Source organism: Achromobacter sp. AONIH1, from assembly GCF_002902905.1.
Taxonomy (GTDB): Bacteria; Pseudomonadota; Gammaproteobacteria; order Burkholderiales; family Burkholderiaceae_B; genus Achromobacter.
Map to the genome: position 1 here is coordinate 4,540,706 of NZ_CP026124.1, position 21,900 is coordinate 4,562,605.

17 protein-coding genes and 1 pseudogene are annotated in these 21,900 nt (G+C 67.1%); 8 read left to right on the top strand and 10 right to left on the bottom strand.

The genetic code is table 11. From position 1 onward, the window contains the following. Positions 1–414: 414 nt before the first annotated feature. Together C2U31_RS20785 and prfH are read left to right on the top strand one after the other, a co-directional pair. Positions 415–1,551: an RNA ligase RtcB family protein gene (locus C2U31_RS20785; RefSeq protein ID WP_103274513.1), complete on the top strand. Its 1,137-nt coding sequence runs from the start codon at positions 415–417 to the stop codon at positions 1,549–1,551. Further along, entirely contained in the window at positions 1,551–2,174 is a 624-nt protein-coding gene (gene prfH, locus C2U31_RS20790) for a peptide chain release factor H (protein WP_103276488.1), read from the top strand. The genes C2U31_RS20785 and prfH overlap by 1 nt, the downstream gene beginning before the upstream one ends. 124 nt (positions 2,175–2,298) lie before the next feature. Here the strand turns inward: prfH and C2U31_RS20795 are convergent, their stop codons facing one another. Both C2U31_RS20795 and C2U31_RS20800 read right to left on the bottom strand, forming a co-directional pair. After that, positions 2,299–3,204 carry a pirin family protein gene (locus C2U31_RS20795; RefSeq protein WP_103276489.1) on the bottom strand — a complete coding sequence of 302 codons (906 nt, stop codon included), beginning with the start codon at positions 3,202–3,204 and terminating at the stop codon, positions 2,299–2,301. A 171-nt stretch (positions 3,205–3,375) separates the two neighbouring features. Continuing rightward, the gene (locus tag C2U31_RS20800) at positions 3,376–4,074 is read right to left on the bottom strand and encodes a pirin family protein (protein WP_103274514.1); all 699 of its coding nucleotides are present in this window, start codon (positions 4,072–4,074) and stop codon (positions 3,376–3,378) included. Between C2U31_RS20800 and C2U31_RS30630 the strand changes: the two genes are divergently transcribed. Beyond that, a complete protein-coding gene (locus C2U31_RS30630) occupies positions 4,073–4,210 on the top strand; it encodes a hypothetical protein (protein ID WP_158658432.1) in 138 nt (45 codons plus the stop codon). The two genes, C2U31_RS20800 and C2U31_RS30630, sit on opposite strands and share 2 nt — an antisense overlap. A gap of 32 nt (positions 4,211–4,242) precedes the next feature. Beyond that, the gene (locus tag C2U31_RS20805; protein WP_233772441.1) at positions 4,243–5,169 is read left to right on the top strand and encodes a LysR family transcriptional regulator; all 927 of its coding nucleotides are present in this window, start codon (positions 4,243–4,245) and stop codon (positions 5,167–5,169) included. 27 nt (positions 5,170–5,196) lie between these two features. Here C2U31_RS20805 and ntrC read toward each other — a convergent pair whose 3' ends face one another. From ntrC to rdgB, 5 genes are all read right to left on the bottom strand, one after another. Beyond that, on the bottom strand, positions 5,197–6,699 hold the full coding sequence (ntrC, locus tag C2U31_RS20810; protein ID WP_103274516.1) for a nitrogen regulation protein NR(I): 1,503 nt from the start codon (positions 6,697–6,699) through the stop codon (positions 5,197–5,199). Continuing rightward, entirely contained in the window at positions 6,699–7,763 is a 1,065-nt protein-coding gene (gene glnL, locus C2U31_RS20815; protein WP_103274517.1) for a nitrogen regulation protein NR(II), read from the bottom strand. Before glnL ends, ntrC begins: the two co-directional genes overlap by 1 nt. Before the next feature lie 251 nt (positions 7,764–8,014). Then, on the bottom strand, positions 8,015–9,427 hold the full coding sequence (gene glnA / locus C2U31_RS20825) for a type I glutamate--ammonia ligase (RefSeq protein WP_103274519.1): 1,413 nt from the start codon (positions 9,425–9,427) through the stop codon (positions 8,015–8,017). A 184-nt stretch (positions 9,428–9,611) separates the two neighbouring features. Then, positions 9,612–10,829, bottom strand: a complete 1,218-nt coding sequence (gene hemW / locus C2U31_RS20830) for a radical SAM family heme chaperone HemW (RefSeq protein ID WP_103274520.1) — start codon at positions 10,827–10,829, stop codon at positions 9,612–9,614. Positions 10,830–10,864: 35 nt separating this feature from the next. Further along, the gene (rdgB, locus tag C2U31_RS20835; RefSeq protein WP_103276490.1) at positions 10,865–11,488 is read right to left on the bottom strand and encodes an RdgB/HAM1 family non-canonical purine NTP pyrophosphatase; all 624 of its coding nucleotides are present in this window, start codon (positions 11,486–11,488) and stop codon (positions 10,865–10,867) included. A 170-nt stretch (positions 11,489–11,658) separates the two neighbouring features. Here rdgB and C2U31_RS20840 point away from each other — a divergent pair, with 170 nt between their 5' ends. Further along, on the top strand, positions 11,659–13,515 hold the full coding sequence (locus C2U31_RS20840) for an EAL domain-containing protein (protein WP_369869682.1): 1,857 nt from the start codon (positions 11,659–11,661) through the stop codon (positions 13,513–13,515). A gap of 195 nt (positions 13,516–13,710) precedes the next feature. Here the strand turns inward: C2U31_RS20840 and C2U31_RS20845 are convergent. Continuing rightward, positions 13,711–15,102 (bottom strand): annotated as a pseudogene (locus C2U31_RS20845) (methyl-accepting chemotaxis protein); the annotation flags it as partial. A 222-nt stretch (positions 15,103–15,324) separates the two neighbouring features. Here C2U31_RS20845 and C2U31_RS20850 point away from each other — a divergent pair. Next, a complete protein-coding gene (locus C2U31_RS20850) occupies positions 15,325–16,485 on the top strand; it encodes an acyl-CoA dehydrogenase family protein (protein ID WP_103274522.1) in 1,161 nt (386 codons plus the stop codon). Continuing rightward, a complete protein-coding gene (locus C2U31_RS20855; protein ID WP_103276492.1) occupies positions 16,482–17,858 on the top strand; it encodes an MmgE/PrpD family protein in 1,377 nt (458 codons plus the stop codon). The genes C2U31_RS20850 and C2U31_RS20855 overlap by 4 nt, the downstream gene beginning before the upstream one ends. An 85-nt stretch (positions 17,859–17,943) precedes the next feature. Here C2U31_RS20855 and rph read toward each other — a convergent pair whose 3' ends face one another. Further along, complete coding sequence (gene rph, locus C2U31_RS20860; protein WP_103274523.1) at positions 17,944–18,681, bottom strand: ribonuclease PH; 738 nt, start codon at positions 18,679–18,681, stop codon at positions 17,944–17,946. Between the two features lie 201 nt (positions 18,682–18,882). Between rph and C2U31_RS20865 the strand changes: the two genes are divergently transcribed. Beyond that, positions 18,883–19,815, top strand: coding sequence for a YicC/YloC family endoribonuclease (locus tag C2U31_RS20865; protein ID WP_103274524.1), 933 nt, complete (start codon positions 18,883–18,885; stop codon positions 19,813–19,815). 165 nt (positions 19,816–19,980) lie between these two features. On the opposite strand, the gene C2U31_RS20870 is transcribed toward C2U31_RS20865, so the two are convergent. After that, entirely contained in the window at positions 19,981–21,795 is a 1,815-nt protein-coding gene (locus C2U31_RS20870) for an NAD(P)/FAD-dependent oxidoreductase (protein ID WP_103274525.1), read from the bottom strand. Positions 21,796–21,900: the final 105 nt, after the last annotated feature.

Here is a 21,900-nt window from a genome sequence, read left to right on the forward strand (position 1 = left end):
CTGACGCCCGCGCAACGCCCCTTATCGGCGCCAACGAACGTCCGCCGAGGAAGCCGCGCCGCGCACGCCACCCACGCCACGTATGGCCATCCGCGCGACGTCCTCACCCCCATCAACCGAACTGCACAGGAGGAATCATCATGCAACAACAACAGACTTCCCGCCTTGCAGGCCGCGTCCAGCCCGACTGAATTCTTCTTGCCGCAGACTAGCCGGCAAGACATTCGCACTGCCCTGGTCCGGTCCTGCCATACAGGGTCTTTCATACGCATCACGCCCGCACGGCCACTGCCTGGCAGTGCGCCGCGATCGCCGCGTCCGCGCCATACGCCGCGCCGGTGAGCCGTGGCCGCGCCTTGCGGCACCGATGCCGATGGAAGCAAGCCCTTTCCAAGACCTGATTATGGAAATTCCATGGGCAATTGCATTCAAGCACTGTCCGAGCGCGTCACGCTGATCGCCTCGGACGACACCTGGATCGAAGGCAACGCGATCCAACAACTACACACGACCGCCAGGCTCGCCGGCATGCGCCGCGTCGCCGGCATGCCCGACCTGCATCCGGGTCGCGGCTATCCGGTGGGCGCCGCCTTCTTCTCCACCGGACGCCTGTACCCTGCCCTGATCGGCGGCGATATCGGCTGCGGCATGTCGCTATGGAGCACCGGCATCGACGCCCGCAAGGCCGCGACGGCCAAGCTGGAAAAGCGGCTCGGCGATATCGACGGACCGCTGGATGACTGCTGGCAGCCGCTGGTGGACGAGCTGGCGCCCGCCGATGTCGGCCATCGGCAGGCGCTGGGCACCATAGGCGGCGGCAACCACTTCGCCGAATTGCAGCGCATCGACACCGTCTGCGACCCGCAGGCGGTCGACGCGCTGGGGCTGGATCTGGACCGACTCGTCCTGCTGGTCCACAGCGGGTCGCGTGGCCTGGGCCGCGCCATCCTGGAAGAGCATGTCCAGCGGCACGGCCACGACGGCCTTGCCGAAGACAGCGCTGATTGCCAGGCCTACCTGGCCCGGCACGACGCCGCCCTGCGCTACGCCCAGGCCAACCGGCAGTTGGTCGCTCGCCGCATGCTGGACCGGCTCGGCACGGAAGGCGAACAGGTGCTGGACGTGCACCACAACCTGGTCACGCGCGCCGAGGTCCAGGGCGAACGGGGCTGGCTGCACCGCAAGGGCGCCACGCCGTCCGATGGCGGGCTGGTCGTGATCCCGGGCTCGCGCGGCGACTTCAGCTATCTGGTGGCGCCGGTTCCCAGCGCGGCCAGCCTGTACTCGCTGGCGCATGGCGCGGGCCGCAAGTGGATGCGCAGCGAGTGCAAGGACCGGCTGTTCAAGCGCTACAGCCCCGCGCAACTCGCCAAGACCCGGCTGGGCAGCCACGTCATCTGCGAGGACAAGCAGCTGATCTACGAAGAAGCGCCCGAAGCCTACAAGCCGGTGGACAGCATCATCGCCAGCCTGGAACAGGCCGGCCTGCTGACGGTGCTGGCCAAACTGCGCCCGGTGCTGACCTACAAGACCCGGGGAGGATGCTGCTGATGATCCTGCTGCAACTATCCTCGGCCCAGGGGCCGGACGAGTGCTGCCTGGCGGTGGCCAAGGCGCTGGCGCGACTGTCGCGCGAAGCGCAGGCACGCTCGGTCGATGTGGACATAGTCGAAAGCGAAAGCGGCGGCAAGGCCGGCACTTACCGCTCCGTGCTGCTGAGCCTGGACGGCGACGGCGCGGCGTCGCTGGCGGCGAACTGGGAGGGCTCGATCCAATGGACCTGCCCCAGCCCTTACCGTCCGTCCCATCCGCGCAAGAACTGGTTCATCGGCGTCTTGCGCTGCGAAGCGCCCGCGCCCAGCCTGGCCGCCGACATACGCTTTGAAACGACACGCTCGTCCGGACCTGGCGGCCAGCACGTCAACAAGACGGAATCCGCCGTGCGCGCCACGCACGTCGCCACCGGCATCAGCGTGAAGGTACAGACCGAGCGCAGCCAGCATGCCAACAAGCGCCTCGCCGTGCTGTTGATCGCGCATCGGCTGGCCAGCCACGAGCAGGCGCGGGACGCGGCGCAACGCGCCCGCCGCCGCCAATTCCATCATGAGGTGGAGCGCGGCAGTCCAAAGCGGGTGTTCAAGGGCGCCGCCTTCGAGCCGGCCGACGGCGCGTAGTCCGCGCCCAGGCGTCTTGCACAGGCGTGAAACGGCCGGGACGCGAGTCACCGGCCGTTTTTTCAAAACGGTCAGCCCCTCTGCGGCAGGCGCACGCTGTACAGGGAAGCATCTCTCATGCCCGTCAGGCCTTGGGCGGCGGCAAGGGAATGAACTCCGTCTCATCGCCCGGCACCGTCTGGCCGAAACGATCGCGCTGCCAGTCCTCTTTGGCCTGCTCGATGCGATCCTTGCTGCTGGACACGAAGTTCCACCAGAGGAAGCGGGGACCGTCCAGCGGTTCGCCGCCCAGCACCGCGTAGCGCGCATCGCTCACCGCGCGGATCTGCACCGGCCTGCCCGGCGCGAACACGACCAGGCGGCCGCTTTCGAACACCTGCCCCTCGACCTCGATCGAACCCGTGGCCAGATAGGCCGCGCGCTCTTCATGCTCGGCCGGCAGCACCAGGGTCGAGCCCGCGCGCATCTGGATATCCCCATAGAACAGCGGCGACAGCGTCTTGACGCTGGAAGTCTTGCCGAACAGCTCGCCGGCCACCACCTGGGCGCGCACGCCCTCGCCTTCCACCACCGGCTGCGCGTCCAGCCCGTAATGGACGAAACCGGGATCGGTCTCCTCGTGCTGCTTGGGCAGCCCCACCCAGATCTGCAGGCCACAGAGCCGCTGATCAGCCTGCCGGCTTTCGGGCGACGAGCGCTCCGAGTGCACGATGCCCCGGCCCGCCGTCATCCAGTTCACCTCGCCCGGCAGGATGGTCTGCGTATGCCCCGCGCCATCGCGATGCACCATCGACCCTTCGTACAGATATGTGACCGTGGACAGCCCGATATGCGGATGCGGCCGCACATCGATGCCGCTGCCAGCCCTGAATTCGACCGGCCCCATATGATCCAGGAACACGAAAGGCCCGACGGTGCGCTTCTGCGCCGAAGGCAGCGCCCGCCGAACCTCGAATCCGCCCAGATCGCTGCTGCGCGGCACCACCACCGTTTCAATCTGGCTCGCGCCGTCATCAGACAAGGTCGTCATGGTCATCTCTCCCATTTGAATCCTGCAACCACATTCCATCTTAGTAATACCCGACACCACACGCCACCCATCAACAGTGGCACGCCCTCCCCCCATCGGGGCCGCACGGATCCGGCTCTGCCGGTCCGTAGCGGCGCCCCTGGGGGAAGCGCGCAGCGCTCGGGGGGGCCTCTACTTCAAGTCAAACACCAGCACTTCGGCGTCCTTGCCGTTCGACAGCTTCACGGCGACCTCATCGCTGAGCGCCAGCGCGTCGCCGGCCTTCAGCGTCTGGCCATTGGCGACGATCTCGCCCCGGGCCACGTGCACCCAGGCACGACGCCCCGCCGCCAGCGGCAGCTCGGCGCTTTCATCGCCGTCGAACAGGCCCGCATACAGCCGCGCGTCCTGATGGATCTTCATCGAGCCCTCGGCGCCATCCGGCGACACCAGCGCCTGCAGGCGGCCGCGCTTCTGCGCATCGCTGAATTCACGCTCCTCGTACTCCGGCGCGATGCCGGCCACGTCAGGCTCGATCCAGATCTGCAGCAGATGCGTTTCGGCATCCGGCAGCGGGTTGAACTCCGAATGCAGCACACCCCGGCCCGCGCTCATGCGCTGCACGTTGCCCGGCCGGATGGTCGAGCCGCTGCCCATGCTGTCCTTGTGGGCGACGGCGCCGTCGAGCACATAGGTGATGATCTCCATGTCGCGGTGCCCATGGGTGCCGAAACCGCGACCCGCGGCGATGCGGTCATCGTTGATCACGCGCAGCGCGCCGAAGCCCATGTGCGCCGGATCGTAGTAGTTGGCGAAGGAAAAGGTGTGGAACGAGTCGAGCCAACCGTGGTTGGCGTGGCCCCGTTCGGCGCTGCGGCGGATGGTAAGCATGGCTGACTCCTGTTTCAATAAAATGAATGGTTGTGACGTACCTTCTGGCGGGAATCGCCGTGCGGTTTCTGGCTGCACAACCGGCATGAGTGATATTCTGCGCCTGATGGCGGCCGGTTTTGTCGCCCGTTTTTGAAGACAACGTTCATAAATTTTGAATGCATGGTCATGACCCCGCTCTCCCAGCCCATCACTCCCGAGCTGCTGACCCTGGTGGACGCCATCGCGCGCCACGGCAGCTTCGCCAAGGCCGCCCGCGAACAGGGCAAGGTACCCTCGGCCGTGACCTACGCCATCCGCAAGCTGGAGGACGGGCTGGACGTGCTGCTATTCGACCGCAGCGGGCAGCGCGCACGGCTCACCCCGGCCGGCGAGGCGCTGCTGCGGGAAGGCCGCCACCTCCTGCAATCGCTCGACGACCTGGCCTGCCGCGTCAAGCGGATCGCCACGGGCTGGGAGGTGGAGCTGCGCATCGCCGTCAGCGCCGTGCTGCCCTGGCGCCCGCTGTATGACCTGATCGAGGAATTCCAGGCGCTGGGCAGTGCCACCGCGCTGCGTTTTTCCACCGAGGTGCTGAGCGGCAACTGGGACGCGCTGACCTCCGGCCGCGCCGATCTGGTCGTCGGCGCGGGCGCGGCCGGCGAGCCGACCGGTCCGTATCGCTCTCAGGCCATGGGCCAGGTGCAGTTCGCGTTCTGCGTGGCCGCCAGCCATCCGCTGGCGTCGCTGGACCGCCCGCTGGGCCCGGCCGATCTGAACCGCTATAGCTCGGTGGTGGTGGCCGATACCAGCCGCGGCCTGCCGCCGCAGACGCGCGGGATCCTGTCGGAGCAGCCCGTGCTGGTCATGCCCACGATGCAGGCCAAGATTGACGCGCAGGTGCGCGGCCTGGGCTGCGGCTATCTGCCGGTGACGCTGGCCGCGCCGTATCTGGCGCAAGGCCTCCTGACGATCTGCGAGACGGAGGAAGGCATGCCCCTGACGGAGCATGTGGCCTACGCGTGGCGCGCGGAGCCGCCGGGCGAGGCATTGAAGTGGTGGCTGGAAAAGCTCAAGTCGCCCCGGCTGTGCGAAAGCCTGCTCGGGCTGGGTTGAAGGCGGGCGCGATGCCGCGCCCGTGCCTCAGTCGTCCTCGATGCCCAGCTCGCGCAGCTTGCGCGTGATGGTGTTGCGGCCAATGCCCAGCCGCGTCGCGGCCTCGACCCGTCGGCCACGGCTGGCATCCAGCGCGCTTTGCAGCAGGATCTTTTCGAACTGGCGCGTCAGCGTGGCCATGACGGCAGGCTCGCCGCGCTCCAGCCGATGCTGCGCGTCGCGCAACAAGGGATCCTGCCAGTTGCGCGGCGTCGCCGCATCCGGCTCGGCCTGCGCCGGCATCGCGGTCGGCAACACCGTGCCGATGGCGGCCACGGGCGGGCGCTGCGTCGCCGGCGCGCCGGATGCCTGCTGCGAATCCACCGCCCGGATTTCGGGCGGCAGATCGGCGGGTTCCACCGTCTGCCCCGGCGCCATCACGGTCAGCCAGTGACAGAAATTCTCCAGCTGGCGCACGTTGCCGGGAAAGTCGAACCGGGTCAGCACCGCAAGCGCCTCGGGCGTCAGGCGCTTGACCGGCACGCCCAGCGCGCGGGCGCTGGCCGTCAGGAAGTGATTGGCCAGCGCCGGAATGTCCTCGGTGCGCTCGCGCAAGGGCGGCAGGCGCAGCCGGATCACGTTCAGGCGGTGGAACAGATCCTCGCGGAACAGGCCCTGCTCCACCCGCTGCTCCAGCGGCTGGTGGGTGGCCGCGACGATGCGCACGTCCACGCGCACCGGCTGGGCGCCGCCCACGCGGTAGAAGCTGCCTTCGGCCAGCACGCGCAACAGGCGGGTCTGCAGCTCGATCGGCATGTCGCCGATCTCGTCCAGGAACAGCGTGCCGCCGTGCGCTTCCTCGAAGCGACCGCGGCGCAGCGTGTTGGCGCCGGTGAAGGCGCCGCGTTCGTGGCCGAACAGCTCGGCCTCCAGCAGGTCGCGCGGAATCGCCGCGGCGTTCAGCGCGACGAAGGGGCCGCCGGCGCGCACGCCATGGCCGTGCAGCGCCCGCGCCACCAGCTCCTTGCCGGTGCCGGACTCGCCCGTGATCAGCACCGTGACCTTGGACTGGGCCAGCCGGCCGATGGCGCGAAAGACTTCCTGCATGGCGGTGGACGAGGACTGCGTCATCATCCAGCGCTCGTTGTTCTGCGTCTCGTCCTGCCCGGGCGCGGCCTCATCCTGCTGCGAGGACTCCTGCATCGCGCGCTGGATCAGCGCCACCGCCTCGTTCACATCGAAGGGCTTGGCCAGGTAGTCGAACGCGCCGCCCTGGAAGGCGGATACCGTGCTGTCCAGGTCGGCAAAGGCCGTCATCACGATCACGGGCAGGCCGGCGTGGCGTTCCTTCAGCTGGCGCAACAGCTCCAGCCCATTGCCGCCCGGCATGCGTATGTCCGACACGAGCGCCGACGGGACGTCGCGCGCCAAGGCATCCAGCACGTCGGCCGATTGGGAAAAACTGCGGGTGGGGATGCCAGCGCGCGCCAGGGCCTTTTCAAGAACCCAGCGGATGGCCTGGTCATCGTCGACGATCCATACGGGTTTCATCAGTGTGCGGGCTCCATCGGAAGGACCAGGCGGAACTCGGTGCGCCCGGGCCGGGATTCGAATTCGATGATGCCGCCGTGCTGCTGCACGAAGTCCTGAGCCAGGCTCAGGCCCAGTCCCGTGCCGCCGGCACGGGCTGTCACCAGCGGATGGAAAATGCGGTCGCGGATGTGCTCGGGCACGCCCGGACCGTTGTCAATGATCGAGAGCACCAGCGCCAGCCGGTGCTGCCGGTGCGCCAGCATGACCTGCCTCGCCACCCGCGTGCGCAGCGTCACCAGGCCATGCTCCACGCCGGCGTCCCTGGGACGCGCCACCAGTTCCTGCGCGGCGTTGCGGGCCACGTTCAGCACCGCCTGCATCAGCCGGGCCGCATCGCCCTTCAGGTCGGGCACGGAAGCGTCGTAGTCGCGCAGCAGCGTGATCTCGTCGCGAAACTCGGCCTGTATCAGCGCGCAGACGCGCTCGCAGATCTCGTGGATGTTCACCGGCCGCGCGTTCAGCGGCACGCGCTGCGGTCCGCTCAGGCGGTCCACCAGCGCCTGCAGGCGGTCGGCTTCGGAAATGATGACCTGGGTGTACTCGGCCAGCGCCGCGTTGGGCAACTCGGCCTCCAGCAACTGGGCGGCGCCGCGCAGGCCGCCCAGCGGATTCTTCACTTCATGCGCGAGATTGCGCAGCAATTCGCGGTGCGCCTCGATCTCCTCGACCAGGCGATGACTGCGATCGGCCAGCACGCGCTGCTCGATCTCGCGCGCCTCGATCAGCACGGGCCAGCGCTGGCCCGTCAGCCCGACGGTCGTGACCGACACTTCCACCGATTCCATGGCGCGGCGCAGGAACGCCAGCTGCCTGACGTCGGCATAGCGGCCGCCGGCGGCGCGATCGATGGAGGACTGTATGTGCTCGGGGCTGTCGAACAGCGTGGCGGCCGACTGCCCGCACAGCTGCTTGCGCGACCGCCCGAACAGATCCTCGGCGGCGGCATTGGCGTATTCGATGTGGCCGCGCCCGTTCACCAGAAAAACGGACGTGGCGAGCAGGTCTAGAGCTTCTACATTCATCTCAGTTACCCATCGCGCTACGCGCCACCCGCAACGCAAGAAATCAACACAACTCCATCCGGAGCGCGGCAAAGCCGGCCAGGCCGGCCCGCCGCAAACCCGATGGAGACAAACGACTCAAGGGAGGAGACAACGCCACGACTCGGCAGAGCCCTCCCCACCCCAGGCAGCGCGGAGCCGGCTTTGCCGGTCCGCTGGCTGCGCCCCCTTGAGGGGGAAGCGCCGAAGGCGCTTCGGGGGTGGGCGTCACCTCATAGGCTGTAGTACATGTCGAACTCGATCGGGTGCGTCGTCATGCGCAGACGGTTCACATCGCCCATCTTCAGGTCGATGTAGGCGTTGAGCATGTCGTTGCTGAACACGCCGCCACGGGTCAGGAACTCGCGGTCCTTGTCCAGGGCTTCCAGCGCTTCTTCCAGCGAGGCGCACACGGTCGGGATCTTGGCGTCTTCTTCCGGCGGCAGGTCGTACAGGTTCTTGTCGGCCGGATCGCCCGGGTGGATCTTGTTCTGCACGCCGTCCAGGCCGGCCATCATCAGGGCCGAGAAGGCCAGGTACGGGTTGGCCAGGGGGTCCGGGAAGCGCGCCTCGACGCGGCGGCCCTTCGGGTTGCCGACGTAGGGGATACGGATCGAGGCCGAGCGGTTGCGGGCCGAGTAGGCCAGCTTGACCGGGGCTTCGTAGTGCGGAACCAGGCGCTTGTACGAGTTGGTGCCCGGGTTGGTGATGGCGTTCAGCGCGCGGGCGTGCTTGATGATGCCGCCGATGTAGTACAGCGCGAAGTCCGACAGGCCGGCGTAGCCGTTGCCCGCGAACAGGTTCTGGCCGTCCTTCCAGATGGACTGGTGCACGTGCATGCCCGAACCGTTGTCGCCGACGATGGGCTTGGGCATGAAGGTGGCGGTCTTGCCGTAGGCGTGAGCCACGTTATGAATGATGTACTTGGTGATCTGCGTCCAGTCGGCGCGCTGCACCAGCGTGCTGAACTTGGTGCCGATTTCCAGCTGGCCGGCGCCCGCCACTTCGTGGTGGTGCACTTCGACCGGCACGCCCATCTGTTCCATCAGCAGGCACATTTCCGAACGCATGTCCTGGAACGAATCGACCGGGGGCACGGGGAAGTAGCCGCCCTTGACCGAGGGACGATGGCCGGTGTTGCCGCCTTCGAAGTCCAGGCCGGTGGACCAGGAGGCCTCTTCCGACTTGATCTTGACGAAGGTGCCCGACATGTCGGTGTTCCAGGTCACGCCGTCGAACACGAAGAATTCGGGTTCCGGACCGAAGTAGGCGGTATCGCCCAGGCCCGAGGACTTCAGGTAGGCTTCGGCGCGCTTGGCCAGCGAGCGCGGATCGCGGTCATAGCCCTTCAGGTCCGAAGGTTCGACCACGTCGCAGGACAGGATCAGCGTCGGCTCTTCGCGGAACGGATCCATGTTGGCGGTGGACAGGTCGGGGATAAGCAGCATGTCCGAGGCTTCGATGCCCTTCCAGCCGGCGATCGACGAACCGTCGAAGGCTTGCCCGCTTTCCAGCTTGTCTTCATCGATCGCGCTCGTGGGCACGGACACGTGGTGCTCGCGGCCCACGGTGTCGGTAAAGCGGAAGTCGACGAATTTGACTTCGTTGTCGGCGATCTGTTTCAGGACGTCTTTCGGGCTTGCCATGTCATCTCCATTAGATAAAAGGGTCGAGGGCGCTGCCGCTCGACTGGCATGAAAGAGGGAAGCAATAAGCGTGCCAGGTTTGGCCTCAGGGAATCCCCGGGGACAACGGCGAGTAAGAAGGAAAATGTAGCACCAATATGGTGCAAAAGATGGGGCATGAACGCCCCATCTTGGTGCTTTTTTGCTACAGGAACATTTCCTGCAGATCGTTCAGGAAGCGCCAGCCCAGGGAGGTCGCCTGCAGGCGGGTGGGATCGGCGTCCAGCAGGCCGCGTTTGGCCGCTGCCTCCAATTGGTGCGCGATGACGGCCAGCGACAGGCCGGTGCGCTCGCTGAACAGGGTCGCCGCCACGCCGTCCTTCAGGCGCAAGGCGTTCAGCATGAACTCGAAGGGCAGCTCGTCCGGCCCGACCTGTCGGCTTTCGGCCAGATGGCTGCCGTCGCGCGCGGCGGCGGCCTGCATCCAGGATTCCGGGTTGCGCAGGCGCGCCTCGCGCACGATGCGATCATGGAAAGACAGCTTGCCATGCGCGCCCGGACCGATGCCCAGGTAGTCGCCGAATTCCCAGTAATTCAGGTTATGACGGCAACGCGCGCCCGACCGGGCGTAGGCGGACACCTCGTAGCGCGCCAGGCCCGCCGTGGCCAGCTCGGTTTCGACCAGGTCCTGCATGGCGGCGCTGGTATCGTCGTCCGGCAAATCCTCGGGCGGGAACTTGGCGAACACCGTGTTCGGCTCCATCGTCAGGTGATAGAGCGACAGATGCTCGGTGCCGAAGGCCAGCGCCTGGCGCAGATCGTCCGTACAGGCCGCCAGCGTCTGGCCCGGCAAGGCGAACATCAGGTCCAGGTTGACGCGCGACACGGCGCGCTGCGCCATCTCGATCGCGGCGCGGGCCTGGGCGGCGTCGTGGATGCGGCCCAGCTTCTTGAGCTGGACGTCATCGAAGCTCTGGATGCCCAGCGAAAAGCGCGTCACGCCGCTGGCGGCATAGTCCCGGAAGCGGCTGGCCTCGGCGGTGCCGGGGTTGGCTTCCATCGTGATCTCGGCGTCCGGCCACAGGTTCAGGCAGGCGCGCAACATCGCCAGCAGCTCGTCCAGCCCGGCGGCCGACAGCAGGCTGGGCGTACCGCCGCCGATGAACACCGACACGACCTGCCGGCCCCAGATGCCGGGCAGCGCCTGTTCCAGATCACTGCGCAGCGCGTCCAGGTAGGCGCGTTCCGGAATGCCCTCTCCCGGCGCGGCGTGCGAATTGAAGTCGCAGTACGGGCATTTGCGCACGCACCAGGGCACGTGCACATAGAGCGACAGTGGCGGCAGGCTGGTCAGGGCGGAGCCCGTCGCCAGGCGCGGGCGCGAAGCGCCCGATTCAGCGCGGATGGGAATGGTGATGGACATGCTGCGATGCGGATGCAGGAAGGGCGGCGCGCCGCTCAGGCCTGGTTGAGCTTGCCCAGCAGCTCGCGCAGCGCGCGGGCGCGGTGGCTGACGCTGTTCTTTTCGGCCGGGTCCAGCGAGGCGGCGGTCAGGCCCAGGTCGGGCAGGTAGAAATGCGGATCGTAGCCAAAGCCGTTGGCGCCCTCGGGCTGGTCGATGATCTCGCCATGCCAATGGCCTTCGCCGATGAGCGGACACGGATCGTTCTCGGCCCGCACCAGCGCCAGCACCGCCACGTACCAGGCGCGCCGGTCGGCCAGGCCGGCCAGCTTCTGGACCAGCAACGCGTTGTTGGCCAGGTCGGATTTCTCGCCGCCATGCATCTTGGCGTAGCGCGCCGAATACACGCCGGGCGCGCCCTGCAGCGCGGCCACGCACAGGCCGGAGTCGTCGGCCAGGGCCGGCAGCCCCGTCAGGCGGCTGGCGTGGCGGGCCTTGGCCAGCGCGTTCTCGATGAAGGTGACGTGCGGCTCTTCGGCCTCGGGCACGCCCAGCTCGCCCTGGGGCACCAGCTCCATGCCCAGCGGGGCGAACAAGGCGGAAAACTCACGCAGCTTGCCGGCATTGTTGGACGCCAGCACCGCGCGGCGCAGCGATTCGGGAATCTTGGGGGAAGTCATGGCGGCATTGTAAGGGAGCCGGCCGCCGCCGCCCTGCCCGCCCCGGCGTGCCATGCCGCTGTTGCGCCAGCGCAGGAAGAATGATGAATATGGCAATCGCGCAACAAGACCGACATATTTTATTGTCACTATGGATAATCTTGTCACTGATCGTATCTGACGCACCGGCGATGAACTCTCTTCACGCTTTGCCCCGGCCGGTTGCGGCCGGCGCTCCCCATTCCATTCCGGCAGTGGGGTCTGGTCACGCCAGTCTGGCCGGCATCTTGCGCGAACGCCTCCTGCAACCCCGCTTCCAACCCGTCATCGACCTGGCCCAAAGCCGCATCTACGGCCATGAAAGCCTGATACGCGGCCCGTTGGACTCGGCGCTGCACTTTCCCGACGCCCTGTTTGCCGAGGCCCGCCGCCAGGGCCTGCATCCCCAGCTGGAACTGGCCAGCTTCCGCGCCGGCGCCCATGGCTTCCATGAAGCACGTGCCCAGGGCAAGCTGTTCCTGAACCTGTCCGGCTCCGCCCTGATCCATTACTGGACGCTGTGGGGCGACGAAATGCCGCTGCGGCTGCTCAAGGATTGCGCGCTCGAACCCACCAGCATCATCGTCGAGCTGACCGAGCAGGATCCTCTGTCCGAACACATGGCCGCGCTAGGCGGTGCCTTCGCCTGCCTGCGCGACTACGGCATGCGCATCGCGCTGGACGACTACGGCGTGGGCAATTCCAACCTGCAGCTGTGGGCCGAGATGCAGCCCGATCTGGTCAAGATCGACCGCTACTTCTTCCGTGGCATCGGCCAGGACGACCGCAAGCAGAACATGGTGCGCGCCATCCTCAAGGTCGCCCAGCACCTGGGCACCGCCATCGTGGCCGAAGGCATCGAGACGGCCGAGGACCTGGCCGTGGTACGCGAGCTGGACATCCGCTACGCCCAGGGCTGGCTGCTGGGCCGCCCCGAAGAGGCGCTGCTGACCGAGCTGACGCAGCCGCTGCGCGATTCGCTGCGGGTGCGCACGCCCACGCCGCTGGCCCAACGCTCGGCGGGCGGCACCGCCGCCAGCCTGAAGGTCGAGGCGCCCGCCGCCCTGCTGGACAAGCACACCAATGACGACGTGCACCGCCTGTTCATGGAACACAAGCACCTGCACGCCGTGGCCGTGATCGACGCCGACAACCGCCCGGTCGGCATCATCAACCGCCGCGATTTCTCCGAGCACTACGCGCAGCGCTACACGCGCGAGCTGTTCGGCCGGGACACCTGCTCCACCTTCATGAACGGCGAGCCGGTGCTGGTCGATCTGAACGTATCGATCGACCAGCTCAGCCACGTACTGATCTCCGAAGACCAGCGCTACCTGATGGACGGGCTGATCATCACCCGCGACGGCCGCTACGACGGCCTGGCCACCGGCGAGACGCTGGTGCGCTCGGTCACCGAGATGCGCATCGAGGCCGCCCGCTACGCCAACCCGCTGACCTCGCTGCCCGGCAACATCCCCATCAGCCGGCACATCGCCACCCTGCTGGACGACGCCGAGGACTTCACCGTCTGTTATGGCGACCTGAACAACTTCAAGCCCTTCAACGACGTCTATGGCTACTGGCGCGGCGACGACATGATCCTGCTGACCGCCGAGGTCATCAAGCGGCATTGCGATCCGCTGCGCGACTTCGTCGGTCATGTCGGCGGCGACGATTTCGTGGTGCTGCTGCGCAGCCCCGACTGGATGGAGCGGGTGCAGCGCATCATCGCCGAATTCAACGACCGTGCCGTGGACCTCTACGACGACGAAGGCCGCCGCAACGGCGGCATCGAGGCCGAGGACCGCTACGGCGTGCCGCGCTTCTTCCCCTTCGTGACCCTCGGCGTGGGCGCGCTGACGGTCACGCCTTCCCTATGCGAGCGCATCCGCCCGGAGGACATCGCGTCGGCCGCCGCGCACGTCAAGCACAAGGTCAAGCATGGGAACCTGTCGCTGGTGAGCGAGCGCTATGGCGGCGGATCCCTGGCGCAGCTCGCCGGCGGCTGAGGCCTGCCGCGCCTCGTCCTCGCCTTCGGCGATCTGGAACACCGCCACGGCGCGCCGCAGGGCCTGCGCCTGACTTTCCAGCGCGGCAGCCGCCGCCGCCGTCTGCTCGACCATGGCGGCGTTCTCCTGCGTGGAGCGCTCCACGTCGGCCACGGCCAGGTTGACCGAGGCGATGCCCGCGGCCTGCTCGGCCGTGGCGCTGGAGATCTCGGCCACGATCTGCGTCACGCGGTCCACCGACACCATCATGTCGCGCATCGTGTCGCCGGCCAGGCCCACCTGACGCACGCCGGCCTCGACCCGCGCCGCCGAATCGTCGATCAGGCCCTTGATTTCCTTGGCCGCCTGCGCGCTGCGCTGCGCCAGCGAACGCACCTCGCCCGCGACCACGGCGAAGCCCTTGCCCTGCTCGCCGGCGCGCGCTGCCTCGACCGCCGCGTTCAGCGCCAGGATATTGGTCTGGAAGGCGATGCTGTCGACCACGCCCACGATCTCGCCGATGCGCCGCGCGCTGTCGGCGATGCCGCGCATGCTCTGCACCACTTCGTCGACCGCCTGGCCGCCGCGCTGGGCCAGTTGCGTGGCGCTCTGCGCCTGGCGGCTGGCCTGGTCGGCGTTGCCAGCGGTCAGCTGCACGGTGTGCGCCAGTTGCGTCATGTTGGCGGCGGCTTCCTGCAAGGAACCTGCCTGGCGCGCGGTGCGGTCGGACATGTCGGCGCCGCCCGCGGCGATCTCGCCCGAGCCGGTATGGATCTCCTCGACGCCGTGGCGCACCGAGGCCACCGCCTCGGTCAAGCCGGTCTGCATGCGGCGCATGGCCGAATACAGCACGCCGATCTCGTTGTCGCCACGCAGCGCGATCGCGCCGGTCAGGTCGCCGTCGGCGATGCGGTCGAAATGCGCGCCGGCCTCGTTCAGCGGGCGCAGGATGCCGCGCCGGAACGCCAGCCGGATCAGCACGGCCAGCAGCACCACCAGCCCCAGCACCACCGCCGCCACCAGGATGACCCTGGCCAGGGTATCGCTGGCGCCGGCCACCGCCGCCTCGCCGCGCTGGCGGGCATAGGCCTGGTAGGCCTCGGCCTGCCTGACGTAGGCGCTGCCGCTGCCCGGCAGCACCTTATCGACCAGGCGATTCACCTCGATGCCGTTCCAGCCCTGTATCGCCTTCTGCATGGGCGCCAGGGTCTGGTCGGCGAAGGCCGCATAGGCGGCCAGCATCTGGTCGAACAGCGGCGCGCCCTGCGCGCTGGCGTCCGGATTGGCGCGCAGCCGCGCCAGGCTGTCGGCGGCCTGCTTGAGCAGGGTCTCGGACTGCTTGAGCGAGGCATTGCGCGCCTCTTCCAGCCCGCCTTCCATCGCCGTCTTGGCATCGGTCAGCGCCGCGCGCGCCTGGAACAGCCGGCTGGTCATGTCGGCCAGGTCGCTGGCGCGCTCGATGCTGCCCTTGCCCAGCGCTTCAATATCGGCGCGATTGTCGCGCAGCACCGCGATGCCCGCGGCGGCGGCCGCCGCGAACAGCACCACGAACAAGGCCAGGATCGCCGACAAGGCCGTGGTGACTCTCAGATTCTTCCGCATATTCATCCTATCGCCCTGCCTCCAGGGCACATCGCGGATGATTATGCGGACGCAGTTTGGCAAATTCTTGACACAACCCGGCCCCTTGCATGACAAACCCTTGTCATGATCGCGCGCTTAGGCGCGGAGCAAGGCCGTGTTAATGAATTGTGAATTGGCAGCCCCGGCGCCTTGCGGCACAGTCCATCCTGTACCGAATTTCCATCCATCACGATCCAAGAAGCCCCCATGCCCCAAGCCTCCCACGCCTACCAGGACATCCGCGAAGCCGTGCGCGACCTGTGTTCCCAGTTCCCCGGCGAGTACTTCCGCAAGATCGACGAAGAACGCGGCTATCCCGAGACATTCGTCCGCGCGCTGACCGAGGCCGGCTGGCTGGCCGCGCTGATCCCCCAGGAATACGGCGGCTCCGGCCTGGGCCTGACCGAGGCCTCGGTCATCATGGAGGAAATCAACCGCAGCGGCGGCAATTCCGGCGCCTGCCACGGCCAGATGTACAACATGGGCACGCTGCTGCGCCACGGCTCCGAGGCGCAGAAGCGCGAATACCTGCCGCGCATCGCCACCGGCGAGCTGCGCCTGCAGTCGATGGGCGTGACCGAACCCACCACCGGCACCGACACCACCAAGATCAAGACCACCGCCGTGCGCCGAGGCGACCGCTACGTGATCAACGGCCAGAAGGTCTGGATCTCGCGCGTGCAGCACTCCGACCTGATGATCCTGCTGGCGCGCACCACGCCGCTGGATCAGGTGACGCGCAAGTCCGAGGGCATGTCGATCTTCCTGGTGGATCTGCACCACGCGATCAAGCACGGCATGACGGTGCGCCCGATTCCCAACATGGTCAATCACGAGACCAACGAACTGTTCTTCGACAACCTGGAAATCCCGGTCGAAAACCTGATCGGCGAGGAAGGCAAGGGTTTCAAGTACATCCTGGACGGCCTGAACGCCGAGCGCACGCTGATCGCCGCCGAATGCATCGGCGACGGCTACTGGTTCATCGACAAGGTCGCGGCCTACGCCAAGGAGCGCACCGTGTTCGGCCGCCCCATCGGTCAGAACCAGGGCGTGCAGTTTCCCATCGCGCGCGCCTACGTCAACGTCGAGGCCGCCAACCTGATGCGCTTCGAAGCCTGCCGCCTGTTCGACGCCCACGAGCCCTGCGGCGCGCAGGCCAACATGGCCAAGCTGCTGGCCGCCGACGCATCCTGGGAAGCAGCCAACGCCTGCCTGCAGTTCCACGGCGGCTTCGGCTTCGCCAACGAATACGATGTGGAGCGCAAGTTCCGCGAGACCCGTCTGTATCAGGTGGCGCCGATCTCCACCAACCTGATCCTGTCCTACGTGGCCGAACACATTCTGGGCCTGCCCCGCTCCTTCTGACGATGACAAACGCCTCCCACACCCCCCACCTGAGCGCCGAGCTGGCCGCCTTCGCGGCCGGGCTGCGCCACGAAGACATTCCCGCGCCGGTGCTGCGGCGCGCCGAGGATCTGCTGCTGGACTGCCTGGCCTCCATCCTGGCCGGCGCCTCGGCGCCAGCGGTGCTGGCGATCGAGCGCTATGCCGCTGCCATGGGCCCGGCCGACGGCCCCAGCGAGGTGCTGATCACCCGCCGGCGCAGCACGCCGCTGTTCGCGGCCATGGTCAATGCCGCCGCCGCGCACGTGGTCGAGCAGGATGACGTGCACAACGGCTCGGTGTTCCACCCCGCCGCCGTGGTGTTCCCTCCGGCGCTGGCCGTGGCCCAGGCGCTGGGGCGCTCGGGACGCGACCTGCTGACCGCCGCCGTGGCCGGCTACGAGGTCGGCATCCGCGTCGGCGAATTTCTCGGCCGTTCGCACTACAAGATCTTTCACACCACCGGCACCGCCGGCACCATCGCCGCCGCCGTCACCGTGGGTCGGCTGCTGAACCTGGACGCCGGGCAGATGCTGCACGCGCTGGGCTCGGCCGGCACCCAGGCGGCCGGGCTATGGGAATTCCTGCGCGACGCCGCCGACTCCAAGCAGCTGCACACCGCCAAGGCCGCCGCCGACGGCCTGACCGCCGCCTACCTGGCGCGCGACGGCTTCACCGGCGCCCGCCACATCCTGGAAGGCCCCCAGGGCATGGCCGCGGGCATGTCGCGCGACGCCGATCCGTCCAAGCTGTGCGACCGGCTGGGCACGCGCTGGGCGTTGGCCGAAACCTCGTTCAAGTACCATGCCTCCTGCCGCCACACGCATCCGGCGGCCGACGCGCTGCAACAGGCGCTGCGCGAGCATGGACTGAGCCCGGACGATATCGAGCGCGTGGTCACGCACGTGCACCAGGGCGCGATCGACGTGCTGGGGCCGGTGACCGATCCGCGCACCGTGCATCAATCCAAGTTCTCGATGGGCACGGTGCTGGCGCTGGTTGCGCTGCAGGGCCGCGCCGGGCTGGCGGAATTCGACGCCGGACTGGACGATGAACGGGTGGCGGCGTTCCGCCAACGCGTCGTAATGGAGCTGGATCCCGAAGTGGACGCCGCCTACCCGCAGCGCTGGATCGGCAAGGTCACGGTCCATACCCGCGACGGGCGCCAGTTGCGCAGCCGCGTGGACGAACCCAAGGGCGATCCCGGCAACACGCTGTCCCGCGCCGAGATCGAAGACAAGACGCTGCGCCTGGGACGCTACGCCGACGCCGCCACGGAAGGCGAACTGCGCACGCTGATCGACACGGTGTGGAGCCTTGAAAAGGCGCAGACCCTGGGGCAGCTGCTGGGTTGAAGCCGGCGGGACGGCCCAGCCCGGAACGGGCCTGGGCTGTCGCGGACTGGCCACGCATCGCGCGCCAGCCCGCTCAAAGGTTGAGTCAGCCGGCCAGCGCGGCCCGCTGTGCCCGCACCAGCCCGGCGATGCCGCCCTCGGCCAGCTCCAGCATACGGTCCAGCTCTGCGCGGGTGAAGGTCGCGCCCTCGCCCGTGCCCTGCACTTCCACGAACGCGCCGCCGCCCGTCATGATGACGTTGACGTCGGCGTCGCAGGCCGAATCTTCCTCGTAATCCAGGTCCAGCACCGGGCGGCCCTGCACCAGCCCCACGGACACCGCCGCCACCGCGTCGCGAATCGGGCTGGCGGCCAGGTCGCCGCGCTTCATCAGCAGCGCGATCGCATCGGACGCCGCCACCCAGGCGCCGGTGATGCTGGCGCAGCGCGTGCCGCCATCGGCCTGCAGCACATCGCAGTCCAGGTGCAGCGTGCGCTCGCCCAGCGCGCGCATGTCGAACACCGCCCGCAGGCTGCGGCCGATCAGGCGCTGGATTTCCTGGGTGCGGCCGCTCTGCTTGCCGCGCGCGGCCTCGCGATCGCCGCGCGTGTGCGTGGCGCGCGGCAACATGCCGTATTCGGCCGTGACCCAGCCCTCGCCCTTGCCCTTGAGGAACGGCGGCACCTTCTCCAGCACGCTGGCCGTGCACAGCACATGGGTGTTGCCGGCCTTGACCAGCACGGAGCCTTCCGCATAGCGCGTGAAGCCGCGCTCCAGGCTGAAGGGGCGCAATTCGTCGACGGCGCGGCCGGACGGGCGGGCAATGGCGGGGGTTGTGGTCACGATGACTCCAAGGCAAGAATTCAGATGGCGGCATTGTAAGGGCTTGCGTCCGGACGAAACCCGGCGCCCTGCCCGGTAACACCGCAAAATGCGGCGGCATGGAGTATCCTGCCGCGATATTGGCGCTCGCGCGCCCGCGAACGCCCTGTGCAGGCGGCCGCGACGCGCCATCCCTCCGGCAAAGAACAGGATAGACACACCATGATCCGCAGCATGACCGCCTTCGGCAACGCCAAGGCAGACCTGGAGCAAGGCACGCTGGCGCTCGAACTGCGCAGCGTCAACAGCCGCTTCCTCGACCTGTATTTCCGCCTGCCCGACGAGCTGCGCCATGTGGAAACGCCGCTGCGCGAACTGCTGACGGCGCAACTGGCGCGCGGCAAGGTCGAGATCCGCGTGTCCTTCACGCGCAATGCCAGCGCCGACATGTCCCGGCTCGACCCGGCCTGGCTCGAGACGCTGTCCGAGCAGCTGCAGGCCGCGCGCCGCATCCTGCCCGACATCGCCTCGCCCCGCCTGGTGGAACTGTTCAACTGGCCTGGCCAGCGCGGCAACGACGCGCTCGATCCCCAGGTCTGGGGCGCCGCCTGCCTGCAGGCTGCCCAACAGGCGCTGACGCAGTTGCAGGAAGGCCGCGAGCGCGAAGGCCAGCGCCTGGCCGCGATGATGCGCGAGTGCGCCGACGGCGTGGGCCGCATCGTCGAGACCGTGGAAAGCCACCTGCCCCAATTGCTGGCCGAGCATCGCGAGAAGCTGGCCGCCAAACTGCGCGAGAGCGTGGAAACCGCCTTCCCCGGCGGCTTCAATCACATCTCGGGCGCCGAGCTGTCCGAACGGCTGGCCCAGGAAGCCAATCTGTTCGCGCTGCGCATCGACGTGGCCGAAGAGCTGTCGCGACTGCGCTCGCATCTGGAAGAACTGCGCCACCTGCTGGGCGACGGCGGCGGCAAGCCGGCGTCGGGCAAGAAGAACGCAGGCAGCGCCGGCAAGCGGCTGGATTTCCTGTTCCAGGAAATGAACCGCGAAGCCAATACGCTGGGCTCCAAGGCCGGCAGCATGGACGTGACGCGCGCGGCCATGGATCTGAAGCTGCTGATCGAGCAGATGCGGGAACAGGCGCAGAACATCGAGTAAGGCGCGGCGGGTGGCGAGAACTGCCGCTCCTCCGGGCAGCGACGCATGCACACGGCAAAAAAATGCACCGAGGCATCACGCCCCGGTGCACAAGGCCAGAAGAAAACCATCCCAAGCGATCGCCATGAGGCCGTGAGCGGCCTCGGGTTCAATGCAAACGGCGGATCAAGACCGCACTATGGGCTTGAGCGTATCCCAAGCATCAATCGGGCCGGGATTGCCAGTCTGGCTGCCGCCGCCAAACAGGACGGCGGCCTTGTGAACCGCATTGATCGCTGTGGTCACGGCCCCTTCGGCCCACCCTCCCGTCCACGACACATCGTCGCCCGCCAGGATGAATCCATACGGCGCATTGTCTTCAATGCCCTGCATGAATTGGGAGAATATCCTCCGCTGATATTCATACTGCCCAGGCAAATTCATCTTGAACGCGCCAAGATAATGGGGCTCATTTTCCCAACTCATTTTCGCGAAGGTATCCGAGCCTGCGTAAAAACCGCTGATGTCGGCCTTTGGATAGATGGATTCCAGCAGATTGGTGCACAGCGTTTCCGGGGCGGGAAGATGCCTCTGGAATTTGAGCGCATCGTCATTCCATGTATAGGAAAGGAACATTCCGCTGCCCCTGTAGGCGCCCAGGCTGGGGCCATAGTCCACCAGGTAGGTGCCCCGGGTCAGCCGGTCGGACAGGGTGACGCTCATTTTCCGCTTGCCGTCGACGGGATCGCGTTCCTCCCAGAACGGCGTCGTCGTCGACGCGAAGATCTTGGTCGACTGCATGTAATGGGTATTCATCACCGCCTCCCACGTTCCCTCGGGCAGCAGCGGATTCATCTGCTCGAGGCTCGCGGCGCCATCGGCATAGCGCAGCTTGTCGAGCACGCGCACATGGGGCGTGTAGACAACGCAGTCGAATTCCCGGCTGAACGCCTCCTGCGTACGCGTGTCGATGAACTTCACCGTGAAGCCACCGCCCGGCTTGGGCGCGATATGCCGGACTTCCTTGCAGAACGGATCGGGCATCGCCTGCCGGGTCAGCGTTTCCACGCTGGTACCCGCGGGCCAGTGCGCCACGTCATCGCCCAGCGTGCTCGCGGGCATGGACCACAAGCGCTCGGGCATGCTGGAGGCCCCGTCATAGGCCAGCCGGTGATCGGCGTCCAGGCCGCCATAGATGACGCGCAGCAGTTCCAGGATCGAGTTGGGGAAATCAGTGTTCCACCCGCCCGTTCCAAAACCGATCTGGCCGAACAGATTGATCTGCGCCTCGTCCCAGCCGGACAGTTCCTGCAGGGCGAGAAGGAAGCTCTTGTCGTCCCAGGTTGCGCCGTTGTCGTCAACGATCTTGTTCCAGAGCGTTTTTATCTTGACGAGATCGATGGAGCCTTCCGTCATGGCCGCTTCCATCTCGGCGAAATGGAAGGGCTCGCCGCCGAGAAAAGTCGTGAAGAATTCTTCTTCTATCTGGGCGTACTCAGGAGGCTTCGGAAAATCGTTGCCCGTGGCCTCGTAATAGACGGGTGGCTCGCCCAGGTAGTCGACAACGGTGCTGATCGCGGCTTCCGTCCCGGGGTTTGGAAAATCCCCCATATTGGCTTTCACGCCCACCTTTTCAAAATAATGAAAGAGCGCCTTGGCCGATACGGGAAATCGCATGCCTCCCAGTTCGCAGATAACCCCATCGCCCGGGTTTCCCAGCTTCTTTGAATACAGGCGACCGCCAATGCGGTCGGATGCCTCCAGCACCACGGGATGCAGGCCCATGCGCATCAGTTCGTAGGCGCACACCATTCCGGATACTCCGGCGCCCACGACCAGGACCTGCTTGCCATAATGGGCATTGGCAACAGTGCACAGTGCGTTCCTGCCGGATCGGTCCAGGAACTTTCCATATTCAAAGGGAAAATCCGGGATGAGCGCGGTGACATCCGTGCTCCTTGCCCGAGGGGTTCTGAGGGTGCGCGCGGGTATGGAAGACATTGCATTTTCCTTGAGGTTGATAATGGCAGAACAGACGCCGGCATATCACCAGCGACCTGATCCTATGCTAGGTCCACACACCAGGAAAATGAATCTAAAATGATT

Excerpts from the sequence above, each read along its gene's own strand:
- C2U31_RS20785 (WP_103274513.1), top strand. The coding sequence starts at position 415 with ATGGGCAATTGCATTCAAGCACTGTCCGAGCGCGTCACGCTGATCGCC.
- prfH (WP_103276488.1), top strand. The coding sequence starts at position 1,551 with ATGATCCTGCTGCAACTATCCTCGGCCCAGGGGCCGGACGAGTGCTGC.
- C2U31_RS20795 (WP_103276489.1), bottom strand. The coding sequence starts at position 3,204 with ATGACGACCTTGTCTGATGACGGCGCGAGCCAGATTGAAACGGTGGTG.
- C2U31_RS30630 (WP_158658432.1), top strand. The coding sequence starts at position 4,073 with ATGGCTGACTCCTGTTTCAATAAAATGAATGGTTGTGACGTACCTTCT.
- C2U31_RS20800 (WP_103274514.1), bottom strand. The coding sequence starts at position 4,074 with ATGCTTACCATCCGCCGCAGCGCCGAACGGGGCCACGCCAACCACGGT.
- C2U31_RS20805 (WP_233772441.1), top strand. The coding sequence starts at position 4,243 with ATGACCCCGCTCTCCCAGCCCATCACTCCCGAGCTGCTGACCCTGGTG.
- ntrC (WP_103274516.1), bottom strand. The coding sequence starts at position 6,699 with ATGAAACCCGTATGGATCGTCGACGATGACCAGGCCATCCGCTGGGTT.
- glnL (WP_103274517.1), bottom strand. The coding sequence starts at position 7,763 with ATGAATGTAGAAGCTCTAGACCTGCTCGCCACGTCCGTTTTTCTGGTG.
- glnA (WP_103274519.1), bottom strand. The coding sequence starts at position 9,427 with ATGGCAAGCCCGAAAGACGTCCTGAAACAGATCGCCGACAACGAAGTC.
- hemW (WP_103274520.1), bottom strand. The coding sequence starts at position 10,829 with ATGTCCATCACCATTCCCATCCGCGCTGAATCGGGCGCTTCGCGCCCG.
- rdgB (WP_103276490.1), bottom strand. The coding sequence starts at position 11,488 with ATGACTTCCCCCAAGATTCCCGAATCGCTGCGCCGCGCGGTGCTGGCG.
- C2U31_RS20840 (WP_369869682.1), top strand. The coding sequence starts at position 11,659 with ATGAACTCTCTTCACGCTTTGCCCCGGCCGGTTGCGGCCGGCGCTCCC.
- C2U31_RS20850 (WP_103274522.1), top strand. The coding sequence starts at position 15,325 with ATGCCCCAAGCCTCCCACGCCTACCAGGACATCCGCGAAGCCGTGCGC.
- C2U31_RS20865 (WP_103274524.1), top strand. The coding sequence starts at position 18,883 with ATGATCCGCAGCATGACCGCCTTCGGCAACGCCAAGGCAGACCTGGAG.
- C2U31_RS20870 (WP_103274525.1), bottom strand. The coding sequence starts at position 21,795 with ATGTCTTCCATACCCGCGCGCACCCTCAGAACCCCTCGGGCAAGGAGC.